Annotated in this window: 8 protein-coding genes; all 8 read left to right on the forward strand. The window is 74.8% G+C overall.

Annotation, left to right across the window (positions count from 1 at the left end; all coding sequences use genetic code 11):
* Positions 1–18: 18 nt before the first annotated feature.
* The 8 genes from ACIP4Y_RS32480 to ACIP4Y_RS32515 all read left to right on the forward strand — a co-directional run bounded on the left by ACIP4Y_RS32480 (position 19) and on the right by ACIP4Y_RS32515 (position 12,970).
* Entirely contained in the window at positions 19–3,210 is a 3,192-nt protein-coding gene (locus ACIP4Y_RS32480; protein ID WP_401399314.1) for an amino acid adenylation domain-containing protein, read from the forward strand.
* A 30-nt stretch (positions 3,211–3,240) separates the two neighbouring features.
* Positions 3,241–4,509 carry a diaminobutyrate--2-oxoglutarate transaminase gene (locus ACIP4Y_RS32485; protein ID WP_401399316.1) on the forward strand — a complete coding sequence of 423 codons (1,269 nt, stop codon included), beginning with the start codon at positions 3,241–3,243 and terminating at the stop codon, positions 4,507–4,509.
* A 28-nt stretch (positions 4,510–4,537) separates the two neighbouring features.
* The gene (locus tag ACIP4Y_RS32490) at positions 4,538–5,485 is read left to right on the forward strand and encodes an ornithine carbamoyltransferase (protein WP_401399318.1); all 948 of its coding nucleotides are present in this window, start codon (positions 4,538–4,540) and stop codon (positions 5,483–5,485) included.
* A gap of 52 nt (positions 5,486–5,537) precedes the next feature.
* On the forward strand, positions 5,538–7,868 hold the full coding sequence (locus tag ACIP4Y_RS32495) for a lantibiotic dehydratase (RefSeq protein ID WP_401399319.1): 2,331 nt from the start codon (positions 5,538–5,540) through the stop codon (positions 7,866–7,868).
* The gene (locus ACIP4Y_RS32500; RefSeq protein ID WP_401399321.1) at positions 7,865–9,391 is read left to right on the forward strand and encodes an amino acid adenylation domain-containing protein; all 1,527 of its coding nucleotides are present in this window, start codon (positions 7,865–7,867) and stop codon (positions 9,389–9,391) included. Before ACIP4Y_RS32495 ends, ACIP4Y_RS32500 begins: the two co-directional genes overlap by 4 nt.
* Positions 9,388–10,335, forward strand: coding sequence for a pyridoxal-phosphate dependent enzyme (locus ACIP4Y_RS32505; RefSeq protein ID WP_401399323.1), 948 nt, complete (start codon positions 9,388–9,390; stop codon positions 10,333–10,335). Before ACIP4Y_RS32500 ends, ACIP4Y_RS32505 begins: the two co-directional genes overlap by 4 nt.
* 65 nt (positions 10,336–10,400) lie before the next feature.
* Complete coding sequence (locus tag ACIP4Y_RS32510; RefSeq protein WP_358642619.1) at positions 10,401–10,661, forward strand: acyl carrier protein; 261 nt, start codon at positions 10,401–10,403, stop codon at positions 10,659–10,661.
* 11 nt (positions 10,662–10,672) lie between these two features.
* Positions 10,673–12,970: a lantibiotic dehydratase gene (locus tag ACIP4Y_RS32515; protein WP_401399325.1), complete on the forward strand. Its 2,298-nt coding sequence runs from the start codon at positions 10,673–10,675 to the stop codon at positions 12,968–12,970.
* Positions 12,971–13,222 lie beyond the last annotated feature (252 nt).

The following is a 13,222-nucleotide window of genomic DNA, read 5'->3' on the forward strand; positions in this document are numbered from 1 at the left end:
TTCCTTGGAGGTGAGCCGGTGGACCGCGGTGACGGCCGGACGACATCCTTCTCACAGCAACGGCTGTGGTTCCTCGACCAACTGCGACCCGGCACGGCGGACCACTTGCTCCCGCTGGCGCTGCGGCTGCGCGGCGGCCTCGACACCGAGGCCCTCGCCGCCGCCCTGAACGACGTGGCCGACCGGCACGAGGTGCTGCGCACCCGGTACGCAGCCGTCGACGGCGAACCGGTGGCCCACGTGGTCCCGCGGGTCGAGGTCCCGCTGGAGACGGTCGGGGCGCCCGGTGCCGACGCGGCCGGCATCGCCGCGATCCTCGACCGCGCGGTGCGCCGGCCGGTCGACCTGTCGACGGCGCCGCCGCTGCGGGCCACCCTGGTGCGGCTCGCGCCTTGTGACCACCTGCTGGTCGTCGTGGTGCACCACATCGCCTTCGACTTCTCCTCCTGGAACATCCTCACCCGCGACCTGGCCGCGGCCTACTGCGCCAGGACCACCGGCGTCCCCCACGGGCTGCCGGAGCTTCCCCTCCAGTACGCCGACCTCGCGGCGCGGCAGCGCGAACGGTCGGCCGGCCCCCGGCTCGCCCGCGGCCTCGACCACTGGCGTTCACGGCTGGCGGGCCTGCCACCGCTGGACCTGCCGACCGACCGGGCCCGCCCCGCCGAGTTCGACGGCACCGCCGCCGTGGCCCGCTGCACCCTCCCGGCCGATCTGGTGGCACAGGCCGACCGGCTGGCCCGGTCCCACCGCGCCACCCGGTTCATGGTGCTGCTCGCCGCCTTCCAGGCCCAACTGGGCCACTACAGCGGGCAGAACGACTTCGCAGTCGGCACCCCGGTCGCCGGCCGCGGCCACGCCGCCGCCAGGGATCTCATCGGCCCCTTCGTCAACACCGTCGTACTGCGCGCCGACCTGTCCGGCCGGCCGAGCTTCGGCGGGCTGGTGGACCGGGTCCGCAACGCGTCCCTGACCGACCTCACCCATGCCGACACCCCGTTCGAGCGCGTGGTCGGCGAGCTGGCCCCGCCCCGCGACCTCAGCCGCAACCCCCTCTTCCAGGTCTCCTTCCTGACCCTCGACGCCCAGGCCGAACCCCCCGACCTGCCCGGCCTGTCGGTCGAGGTGGTGCCCACCCCGGTCGCCGGGACACCGTTCGACCTGGCGCTCGACCTGCTCGGCCGCCCCGACGGGAGCCTCGGGCTGCGCCTGCAGTACGCCACCTCGCTGTTCACGCCCGGGACGGCCGCCCGCATCACCGAGGACTACGTCCGGCTCCTGCGCGAACTGCTCGCCGCCCCGGACGAGCCGCTGGCCCGCGCCGCCGCCGCACTCGAACCGCTGCCCGGCGGCGAGCGCCGCCGCCGGCTCGCGCTCGGCCGCGGCAGCGCCCGCGCCGTCCCCCCGCAGACCGTCACCGACCTGTTCGAGCAGAAGGCGCGCCGCACCCCGCACGCCACCGCCGTCCGCTCCCGCGACGGCGAGCTGAGCTACGCAGAACTCGACGAGCAGGCCGACACGCTGGCGCACCGGCTGCGCGCCCTAGGCGTCGGCCGCGGCACCCGGGTGGGTGTCCTGCTGGAGCGGGGCACCGGGCTCCTCGTCGCCCTGCTCGGCGTCCTCAAGGCGGACGCCGCCTACGTCCCGCTCGACCCCCTGCACCCCGCGCGGCATATCGGCCGGCTGATCGCGGGCACGGAGGCCGCCGTGGTCGTCACCACCGGCCCGCTGGCCGAGCGGGTGGCCGGCACGAAGGCGGCAACCCTCCTGCTCGACGGCACCCCGCCGCCGGCCGGCCCGGCGCACCGGCTCGACCGGACCACCGGCCCGCACGACCTCGCGTACGTCTTCCACACCTCCGGCTCGACCGGCACCCCCAAGGGCGTGCAGATCCCGCACAGCGCTCTGACCAACTTCCTGCACGCGATGGCGGCCCGGCTCAAGACGCGGCCGGGGGACACCGTCCTCGGCGTCACCACCGCCTCCTTCGACCCCTCGATGCTGGAGCTGTGCCTGCCACTGCTGACCGGCGCCCGGCTGCTGCTGGCCGACGCCGAACAGGCCCGCGACCCCGAGCGCCTGATCCGTCTGATCGGCGAGGCCCGCCCGGACCTGCTCCAGGCCACCCCGTCGATGCTGCGGATGCTGGCCGACACCGGCTGGACCCCCGGCCCCGGCCTCACCGTGCTGTCCGGCGGCGAGAAGCTGCACACCGACCTGGCCGCGACGCTCGCCGCCGGCGGCGCCCCGGTCCTGGACCTGTACGGGCCGACCGAGGCCACGATCTGGACCAGTGTGGCCCGGCACGGCGCCGACGGGCGGGTACGGCAGTGGGCCGCGGTGGACAACACCACCGTCCGGGTGCTCGACGACCGGCTGGAGCCGGTGGCCGAGGGCGTCACCGGGCACGTCTGCATCGGGGGCGACGGCCTCGCCTGGGGCTACCGGGGGCGGCCCGCCCAGACCGCCGCCGTCTTCCTCCCCGACCCGCACGCCACCGCACCCGGGGGCCGGCTGTACGCCACCGGCGACCTCGGCCGGCTCCGCCCGGACGGCTCGCTGGAGATCCTCGGCCGCAGCGACCACCAGGTGAAGATCCGCGGCCACCGGATCGAACCGGGAGAGATCGAGGCCGCGTTGCTCGCCCTCGACAGCGTCCGCGCCGCGGTGGTGCACCCGACGCCGGACGCCGACGGCGGCCAGCAGCTCACCGCGTACCTGGTCGCCGAGGACGCGGGGAACCCTCCCACGCCCGACGCCCTGCGCGCCGAACTGCTCGACTCCCTGCCCCACCACCTGGTCCCGGCCACGTTCGTCCTGCTGGACGCCATCCCGACCGCGGTCAGCGGGAAGGTCGACCGCCACGCGCTGCCCGTGCCCGCGCCGCAGGCGGCCGGCCCGGCCGCCGCTCCCCGCACCCCGCGGGAACGGTCCGTGGCCAGGGTCTGGGAGGAGGTCCTCGGCGCCACCGGGATCGGCGCCCACGACGACTTCTTCCTGCTCGGCGGACACTCGCTGCTCGCCACCCGGGTGTCCGTGCGCCTGCGCGCCGCCCTCGGGGTGGACGTCCCCGTACGGGCGCTGTTCGACCACCCCACCGTGGCCGCCCTCGCCACGGCCCTGGAGGGCTACCCGCTGCTGGCCGCGGACGGCCCCCTGCCGCGGCTGACCGCCCGCCCGCGCGGCGAGCGCACGACCGCCGGCCGCTGACCGAAACCGCCTCCTCGCCCAAGGACCGCCATGACCCTCGTTGCGACCACCGACACCTCCGTCTTCGAGAAGATCGAGTCCGAGGTGCGGATGTACTGCCGTACCTTCCCCGTGGTGTTCGAGCGTGCCAAGGGCGCGCTGCTGCACACCGACGACGGCCAGGCCTTCATCGACTTCTTCTGCGGCGCCGGCAGCCTGAACTACGGGCACAACCACGACGCCGTCAAGCAGCGGATCCTCGACTACCTCGCCGACGACGGCCTCATGCACGGCCTCGACATGCACACCGTCGCCAAGCGCGACTTCCTCACCCGCTTCACCGAGGTCGTGCTGCAGCCCCGCGGTCTCGACTTCAAGGTGCAGTTCACCGGCCCGACCGGGACCGACGCGGTGGAGGCCGCCCTCAAGCTGGCCCGCCGGGCGACCGGCCGTACCGGCTTGACGGCCTTCACCGGCGCCTACCACGGGATGTCGCGCGGTTCGCTGGAGGTGACCGGCAGCCGCCGTGCCCGCCGCGCGGGCGCGGTCGCCGGCGGGGACGTGACCTTCGTCCCCTTCGAGGACGGCCCGCTCGGCACGTTCGACTCGATCGGCCTGATCGAGCGGCTGTGGGCCGACCCGTCCTCCGGGACCGAACCGCCCGCGGCGGTCGTCGTCGAAGCGGTGCAGATGGAGGGCGGCGTCTATCCGGCGAGCCGTGAGTGGCTGCGCCGGCTGCGCGAGGTCACCGAACGGTACGGGGTGCTGCTGATCCTGGACGAGATCCAGACCGGCTGCGGCCGCACCGGCGCGTTCTTCGGCTTCGAGGACTCCGGGATCGTGCCGGACATCATCACCGTCTCCAAGTCCCTGAGCGGCTACGGGCTGCCGCTCTCGCTCACGCTGTTCCGCCGCGAGCTGGACCTGTGGCAGCCCGGCGAGCACACCGGCACGTTCCGCGGCAACCAGCTCGCCTTCGTCGCGGCCACCGCGGCGTGCGAACTGTGGCAGCAGGCCGACTTCCTGGCCGGCCTCCAGCGAGGTGAGGAGCGCCTCTCCCGGTTCCGGGCCGACGCGGCCGCGCTGGACCCCGGCCTCGTGCTGCGGGGCCGGGGCATGGTGCTCGGCGTCGACACCGCCCGGGCCGGCGGTGCGGAGCGGGCCGAGCGCGTCCAGCGCCACGCCTTCGCGCACGGCCTGATCGTCGAGCGCTGCGGCCGCCACGACGAGGTCCTCAAGGTGATGCCCCCGCTGACCATCGCGCCCGGCCTGCTCGACGAGGGGCTCGGCGTCCTGCTCGACGCCCTGCAAGCGAACTGACGGCCAGCCAACCGAGGAGGAACTCCAGATGCCTCGCCCCAACCGCCACCACCTGATCTCCGTGGACGACCTGACCGACCGGGAGCTGCGCTGGCTCGTGTACCGAGGCGCCCAGTACGCCGCCGGCGAGTGCGACGGCGCCCGACCGCTCGCCGACGCCGTGGTCGGCGTACTGTTCCGCAAGACGTCGACCCGCACCCGGACCGCGTTCTCGGCCGGAGCGCTCCGGCTCGGCGGGCGGCTGATCACCTACGGCCCCGGCGACCTCCAGGAGAACACCGGGGAGAGCTCCGAGGACACCGGCGACGTGCTCTCCCGCATGCTCGACGTGCTGGTGGCCCGTACCGCGGGCCGCACCGAGGAGCTGCGCGCCTACGCCGCCCAGCAGCGGATGGCCGTGGTCAACGCGATGAGCGCCGCCGAACACCCCACGCAGGCCCTCACCGACCTCACCACGATGCTCGGCCACTTCGGGCGGATCGAGGGGCTGCGGGTGCTGTACGCCGGCGAGGGCAACAACACCGCCTCGGCGCTCGCCCTGGCCCTCAGCCGGTTTGCCGGCACCGAGCTGCACCTGCGGACGCCGCCCGGCTACGGACTCGACCCGGCCTTCCTCGACCGGGCGGGCATCCACGCCAAGGGGTCGGGCGCGCTGGTCGAGGAACGGCACCACATGGCCGACCTGCCCGAGGTCGACATCGTCTACACCACGCGCTGGCAGACGACCGGCACGACCAAGCCCGACCCCGACTGGCGGCGCGTCTTCACCCCGTTCCAGGTGGACGCCGCCGTGATGGCGGCCTGCCCCGGCGCCGTCTTCATGCACGACCTGCCCGCGCACCGCGGCGACGAGGTGACCGGCGAGGTGCTGGACGGCCCCGCGAGCCTCGCGTTCCAGCAGGCCGAGAACAAGTACCACAGCGCCCGCGCCGTTCTGGAGTGGTGCCTCGGCGGCATCCCGGCAGAGCCGGCCTGACGACCGGTCCGCCACCGGCCCCGCGCACTTTTCCCAGGGAGGAAGCACAGCAATGTCCGACACCATACGCATGCCCGGCGGCGGGTGGCGCCTGTGGACGCACTTCGCGCTCCGCGGGCCCGGCTTCCCCGCCGCGGGGGTACTCCGGCTGGCCCCGGAGGGCCTGGCCTCGGCCGCGGACAAGTTCGCCCTCGGGGAGGTGCCGGCGGGGGCGGACTGGGAGGCGTTCGAGGAGGCCTTCTCCGCGGCCGCGGTGCGCACCGCGCGCGACCTCCAGGAGATCGCCGCCTCGGCGCCGTTCCGGGCCGCGGTCGCCTGGCAGAACCGGGCGGTGCTGCGCACCGGCATCAAGCCGTTCCTCGACTGGACGCCGTCCGCCGGAGGCCGCACCAGCATGCCCCGCCAGCGCGAGGAGCTGGTCGCCCACTACTGGCAGCGGTTCTGCGTCAAGAACGACACCATCGGCTTCTTCGGACCGGTCGGCTGGGGCACCTTCGACACCTCCCGGCGCGGCGTCGAGGTGCGCCCCGGCACCGGCCTGGTCGCCGAGTCCCGGGTCTACTTCTCCAGCTGGTCGATGGACGCCCTCGCCAAGGCGATCGACCGCGACCCGGCGGTGCGTGCCTGGACGCCGCCGCGCCAGGTCCCGTACGTCCGGGTGGTCGACGGCACGGTGCGTCTGCCCGGCCGCCCGCCGCAGCCCGCCCCCGAACCCGCGCTCACGGTCCTGCGCCTGTGCGACGGGCGCCGGACGCCCGCCGAGATCACCGGCCTGGCCGCCCGGGAGCTGGGTCGGGACCTGACGGCCCGGGAGGTGACCGAGGCCCTGGAATGGCTGGTCTCGCGCCGCCTGATCGGCTGGAAGCTGGAGGTGCCCGCCGGCACCTACCCCGAGCGGGAACTGCGCGCCCTGCTGGAACGCATCGGCGACCCGGCGGTACGGGAGCCCGCCCTGGCGAAGCTGGCCGTGCTGGAGACCGGCCGTGACCGGGTCGAGCGGGCCGGCACCGACGCCGAGGAGCTGACCGCCGCGCTCGCCGCCCTGGAAGCGGGCTTCGCCGAGATCACCGAGGTCTCCGCGGTCCGCGAGAAAGGGGCCCGGACCGCGCCCAACCGTGCCCTCGTGTACTCCGACTGCCGCCGGTCCGCCACGGCCACCGTGGGCACCGCCGTCCTGGAGCAGCTCGTGCCGCTGGAGCTGTGCCTGACCGCCGCCCGCTGGATGACCAACCGGTACGCCGAGGCCGTCGGGGCGCGCATCCACCAGGCCTACCTCGAACTGCGGGAGCGGCACCAGCAGGTCGACCTCGGCTCGCTCTGGTTCGCCTGCCTGCCCGCCCCGCACCCGGAGTCCTTCACCGACATCGAGCGCATCCAGGCCGAACTGCGCGAGCGCTGGGGGCGGATCATCGGCGCCCCGGCCGGTGCCCGGCGGGTCTCGCTCTCCAGCGCCGCCATCGCCGACCGGGTGCGCGAGGCGTTCCCCGAGGGCGGGCGCGGCTGGTCGCTCAGCAGGTACATCAGCCCCGACCTGATGATCGTCGCCGAGGACCTCGGCGCCGTCGAACGCGGCGAGTTCCAGCTGGTGATCGGCGAGCTGCACGTCGCCATGAACACCATCGGCCAGTCGCTCTTCGTCCACCAGCACCCCGACCGCGGGCAGCTGATCGAGGAGACCACCCGCGACTTCCCCGGCCCGCGGCTGCTGCCCATGCTGCCCAAGGAGCTGCCGCTCAAGTGGTCCGCCCGCAGCCGGCAGTCCCTGGAGCGCCCGGAGGACCACTACGTCGCACTCGCCGACCACAGCGCCGACCCGCACCGCCCGCGTACCGTCCGCTCCGGCGACGTGCGGGTGGAGGAGCGCGACGGCCGGCTCGCGGCCGTGCTGCCCGACGGTTCGGTCTTCGACCTGCTCGACGTGTTCTGCCACGCGCTCAGCAACCGCGTGATGGACCGCTTCACCCTGCGCCGGCACGGCGACCACTCGCCCCGGATCACCATCGACTCCACCGTCGTGGCGCGGGAGAGCTGGCGGTTCACCGGCTCCGCGCTGGCCTTCGCCGACGACAAGAGCGAGGCCCGGCGATTCGTCCGGGCCCGGCAATGGCGCGACACCCACGAACTGCCCCGCTTCGTCTTCGTGGTCTCCCCCACCGAACCACGCCCCTTCTTCGTCGACTTCGACAGCCCCGTCTACGTCAACATCCTCGCCAAGGCCGCCCGCCGACTCGCCCGCAAGGACCCCGACGCGAAACTCACCGTCACCGAAATGCTCCCCACCCCCGAACAGGCCTGGCTCACCGACGACCAGGGCCGGCGCTACACCTCCGAACTCCGCCTCGTCGCCGTCGACCGGAGCACCGCCCCCGGGGAGCCGGCATGACCGCCCCGGCACGGACGACCTTCGTCGAGGACATCCGCGCGCACGCCGACCGCGCGCCGCGCTCCCCCGCCCTGCTGACCGCCGACGGCCCGACCGGCTACGGCGAACTCGCCGCCCGGATCGACCGGCTCGCCGCCCATCTCCTCGCCCACGGCGTGGGACCGGAGCGGGTCTGCGCGGTGGCCCTGCCTCCCGGCGCCGACGCCGTGGTCGCGACCGCCGCGGTCGTCCGGGCCGGCGGGGCGTTCCTCACCCTCGACACGTCCCTGCCCGACCAGCGGCTCGCGGTGCTCGCCGCCGGCGGCGGCGCGGCCCACCTGCTCACCTGTGCCGCCCTCGCCGACCGTCTGGGACGGCTGGTCGACGCGCCCGCCGTTGTAGTCGACCGGCTCCCCGCCGGCGGCCCGCCGCCGGCCGGCTTCAGCACTCCCCAGCCGCGCTCGCTCGCCTACGTCAGCCACACCTCGGGCTCGACCGGCGCCCCTCATGCCGTCCTGATCGAGCACGGCGGTCTGGGCACGTACCTCAGCGCCGTCGTCCGCGACAACGCCCTCGGCCCCGGCACCGTCGCCCTCCAGCTCGCTCCGCCCGGCTACGACGCCTCCATCCGGGACACCTTCGCACCGCTCGCCGCGGGCGGGTGCGTCGTCCTCGTCGAACGCTCGCGACTGCTGCGCGCCGAGTCCTTCGCCGACACCGTCGCCGAGTACGGCGTCGACACCCTCCTCAGCACCACCCCGTCCTTCCTGAGCTTCCTCGCCCAGTCGCCGCGCGCGGCCGAGCGACTGCGCTCCCTGCGCCTGGTCTGCTCCAGCGGCGAGTCGCTGCGCCCCTTCCTCTCCGCCGGCGGCCGTGCCCTGGTCGGCGGCCGGCTGGTCAACCAGTACGGTCCCAGCGAGTGCACCATGACCTCCACCCGCTACGAGGTGCCGGCCGCCCCCGGCACCTCCGCCGACACCGTCGGCACCGCCATCGACGGCACCGTCGTACGGCTGCTCGACCCCCGGGGCCGCGAAGTCCCGGACGGGCGGACCGGCGAGGTGCACATCGGCGGTGCGGGCGTGGCCCGCGGCTACGGCGGGCAGCCCGCTGTGACGGCCGACCGGTTCCCGCCCGATCCGTACGGGCCGCCCGGCGCACGGCTGTACCGGACCGGCGACCTCGCCCGGCGCGCCCCCGACGGGACCCTCGAGTACCTCGGCCGGGCCGACCGCCAGATCAAGATCCGCGGCCACCGTGTGGACCCGGCCGAGATCGAGGGCGCGCTGCTCGCCCACCCCGAGGTCACCGGCGCCGTGGTGATCGCCGAGACCGACGACCGGGGCCGCACCTGGCTCGGCGCCCATGTCACCGGCCCGTTGGAGAGCACCACCGACGCCCAGCTGCGCGCGCACCTGGCCCGCACCCTGCCACCGCACATGATGCCCAGGCGGTTCACCCGGCTGGAGCGCCTGCCCGTCACCCACAGCGGCAAGGCCGACCGGCGGGCCCTGCGCGCCCCCGTGCCGGAGCCCGTGTCATGACGGCCGCGGACACCGGGATCGCACCGGCTGCCGTCCCGGCCGCCGCCGACCGGATCGCACCCCATGTGCGGCACACCCCGCTGCTGCGCCGCGACGTTCTGCCCGGACTGCTGGTCAAGGCCGAACACCTGCAGCACAGCGGGTCGTTCAAGCTCCGCGGCGCGGCCAACGCGATGCTCGCGCTCGGCGCCGACGAGGTGGTCGCCGGCTCCTCCGGCAACCACGGCATCGCGGTGGCCACCCTCGGCCGCACCCTCGGCGTCCGGGTCACGGTGGTGATGGCGGCGGGCGCGGCCGAGGCGAAGGAAGCGGCCATCCGGGCGCTCGGCGGCCGGGTCGTCCGGGTGCCCGGCGGGGTGGCCGACCGCGACCGGCACGCCAAGGACCTCGCCGCCCGCACCGGGGCCGCGCTGGTGCCCTCCTCCGACCACGAACTCGTGGTGGCCGGACAGGGCACCGTCGGTCTGGAGGTGTTGCGGAACGCCCCCGACCTCGACGCGATCTTCGTGCCGGTGGGCGGCGGCGGCCTGCTGGCCGGCGTCTGCCTCGCCGCCGCCCACCTGCGCAGCGCGGTCCGGATCATCGGTGTGGAACCCGACGGGGCCCGGCGCTACGCCCGCTCCCTCGCCGCCGGCCGCCCGGTCGAAGTGCCGCCCAGCGACTCGGTGGCGGACGGGCTGCGCGGCCAACGGCCCGGCGAGGTGATCCTCCCGATCGTCCGGCGCCGGGCCGACGAGCTGATCGGTGTCGGCGACCGGGCCGTGCTCCGCGCCATGGCCCTGCTGCACCGCGCCGGCATTCCGGCCGAGCCGAGCGGCGCCGTCGCCCTGGCCGGCGCCCTCCGGCTCGGGCCGCCCGGCCGCAGCGCCGTCGTCGTCTCCGGCGGCAACAGCGCCGCGGCCCTGGCCGCCGTCGGATCCGCGCACGCCGGCACCGGCCGCTGACCGGCCACGCCGCGCCATTGCATGCCTCTTGTTCATATCCACACCACTGAGAAGAAGGACGGACCATGAACGCCATCGACACCGCCGAACTCACCGGGCTGATCACCGGCTACTACCGCGAGACGCTCGGCGACGACACCCTCGACGCCACGAGCGACTTCTTCGAGGCGGGGGGCGACTCGCTCGCCGCCTTCCAGATCGTCCACCGTCTCCAGGAACTGCTCGACGCCGAGATCGCCGTCGCCCTGGTCTTCACCTATCCCTCCCCGGCCGAGCTGGCGGAGGTCGTCGTCGACGACCTGTCCCTCGCTCCCGCGTCGCTCTAGGGGGCACCGGGATGCACGAGGGATCCGTCTCTCTGAGCGGCCGCTGGCGGCTGTGGGACCAGGTCGCGGTGCGCGGCGCGGGGTTCCCGGCGGACGGGGTGCTCCGGCTCGCACCCGAGGGCCTGGCCGCGGCAGCGGACAAGTTCGGGCCGCGGGACGCCCTGTCCGGCGCGGCCTGGAAGGCCTTCGAGGCAGAGTTCACGCGGGCCGCCGTGCGGGCGGCCGGGAGCGCGCAGGAGATCGCCGCCTCCGGACCGTTCCGGGCGGCCGTCGCCTGGCAGAACCGGGGGGTGCTCGACTCGGCGATCCGACCGTTCCTCAACTGGTCGCCGGCGACCGCGGGCCGCACCTTCAAGCAGCGCCAGCGCGAAGAACTGGTAGCGCACTACTGGCAGCGGTTCTGCGTCAAGAACGACACCATCGGCTTCTTCGGACCGGTCGGCTGGGGTGCCTTCGACACCTCCCGGCCCGGCATGGCCGTCGAGCCGGGCACCGGGCTGACCGCGTCCTCGGAGGTGTTCTGGTCCAGTTGGTCGGTCGACGCCCTGGCCCGGGAGATCGACGCCGACCCGGCGGTGCGCCCCTGGACGGCACCCCGCCGGGTGCCGTTCGTACGGCTGGAGGAGAACGCCGTACGGCTTCCCGCCAGGCCGCCGCGACCGGTGCCGCCTCAGACGCTCCGGCTGCTGCGCCTGTGCGACGGCACCCGCTCCGTCCCTGCCCTCCAGCGGGAGCTCGGCCCGGAAACGGACGTGCCCGCCCTGCTCGACGAACTGGTCAGGCTGCGCTGGATCACCTGGCGGCTGGACGTACCCGCCGACATCCGGCCCGACCGCCGGCTGCGCGCCTGCCTGGAGCGGATCGGCGAGCCGACGCTGCGCGCCGCCGCCCTCGCCCGGATGGACGAACTGCAGAGCGCGGTGGAGGCCGTCCGGGCGGCGGCCGAGGACCCCGAGCGCCTGGTCGCGGCTCTCACCTCCGTCGAGCACACGTTCCAACGAGTGACCGACGCGGTCGCCAAACGCGAGAAGAGCGCCACGACGGCACCCGGCCGCGCCGTGGTCTACTCGGACAGCCGCCGCGCCGCCCGGGTGACGCTCGGCAGCCATGTGCTGGCCGCGCTCGCCCCGCTCGACCTGCTGATGTCCGCAGCCGCCTGGCTCTGCGCCGCCCTGGCCGCCCGGGTGACGGAGCGCGTCGCCGAGGTGTACGAGCGGCTGCGCGCGGACGCCGGGCCCGGACGGCCGGTGGACCTCGCCGCCTTCTGGTTCGCCTGCATGCCGGTCCTGCACGGAGCCGCGGCCGCAGACGCCGCCGGCCTCCAGGAGGAGTTCGAGCGCCGCTGGCAGCGGATCCTCCCGGCCTCGGCGGGGGTGCGCCGCGTCACGGTCGCCGGCGCGGACATCGCCGGCCGGGTGGCAGAGGCCTTCGGGCCGGCCACCGCGCCGGGCTGGACCGCGGCGCGGTACATCAGCCCGGACGTGATGATCGCCGCGGAGGACGCAGCCGCCGTCGAGCGCGGCGAGTTCCACCTCACCCTGGGCGAACTCCACCTGGCCGCCAACACGCTCGGGAACGAGCTGTTCGTCAACCAGCACCCCGACCCCCGCGAGCTGTTCGACCACACCGACCGGGACCACCCGGCGCCACGGCTCATGCCGCTGCTGCCGAAGGAGCACAAGTCCCGGCTCTCCGCCCGTATCCGGCACGCGCTGGTACGGCCGCGGGACTACCAGGTCGCCCTCCTCGACAACACGGCGGACCCGTACCGAGACCGCACCGTGCCGAGTGCCGACGCCGTGGTGGAGCACCGCGACGGCCGGCTCTGCGTGGTGCTCCCGGACGGCGCGGTGTTCCCGGCCGTGGAGGTGTTCGCCCATGTGCTCACCACGCTGGTGACCGACCGGTTCCGGCTTCTGCCGGAAGCCGACCACTCCCCCCGGGTCACCGTCGACCGGATGACGGTGGCGCGGGAGAGCTGGCGGTTCACCGGCTCCGCGCTGGCCTTCGCCGACGACAAGAGCGAGGCCCGGCGGTTCGTGCGGGCCCGGCAATGGCGCGACACCCACGAACTGCCCCGCTTCGTCTTCGTGGTCTCCCCCACCGAACCACGCCCCTTCTTCGTCGACTTCGACAGCCCCGTCTACGTCAACATCCTCGCCAAGGCCGCCCGCCGACTCGCCCGCAAGGACCCCGACGCGAAACTCACCGTCACCGAGATGCTCCCCACCCCCGAACAGGCCTGGCTCACCGACGACCAGGGCCGGCGCTACACCTCCGAACTCCGCCTCGTCGCCGTCACCGACTGAACCGTCCGACGGCACCTCACAACACCTCCCGCACCGCCGAACCGGGCCGGGCTCCGCATCAGGAGCCCGGCCCGGTCGCGTGCGGTGCGGTCCGGTGGACGCGACGACCGTGCGGTGAGGGCGCCGGCGGCACGGTTTGCTCGGACTCGCGCAGTCGAAACCGTCGGCGCGGTAGTCGGCAAGCGTCCGTGCTCGGCGTCGGCGGCCGGGACATACCGGCTGCACACGACGGGAGGGCGGGGGCGCTCTGCG

The organism is Streptomyces sp. NPDC088810 (genome assembly GCF_044750305.1).
Lineage (GTDB): Bacteria > Actinomycetota > Actinomycetes > Streptomycetales > Streptomycetaceae > Streptomyces.

Coding starts and splice junctions, on each gene's coding strand:
- ACIP4Y_RS32495 (WP_401399319.1), top strand. CDS start 5,538: ATGTCCGACACCATACGCATGCCCGGCGGCGGGTGGCGCCTGTGGACG.
- ACIP4Y_RS32510 (WP_358642619.1), top strand. CDS start 10,401: ATGAACGCCATCGACACCGCCGAACTCACCGGGCTGATCACCGGCTAC.
- ACIP4Y_RS32500 (WP_401399321.1), top strand. CDS start 7,865: ATGACCGCCCCGGCACGGACGACCTTCGTCGAGGACATCCGCGCGCAC.
- ACIP4Y_RS32485 (WP_401399316.1), top strand. CDS start 3,241: ATGACCCTCGTTGCGACCACCGACACCTCCGTCTTCGAGAAGATCGAG.
- ACIP4Y_RS32490 (WP_401399318.1), top strand. CDS start 4,538: ATGCCTCGCCCCAACCGCCACCACCTGATCTCCGTGGACGACCTGACC.
- ACIP4Y_RS32505 (WP_401399323.1), top strand. CDS start 9,388: ATGACGGCCGCGGACACCGGGATCGCACCGGCTGCCGTCCCGGCCGCC.
- ACIP4Y_RS32515 (WP_401399325.1), top strand. CDS start 10,673: ATGCACGAGGGATCCGTCTCTCTGAGCGGCCGCTGGCGGCTGTGGGAC.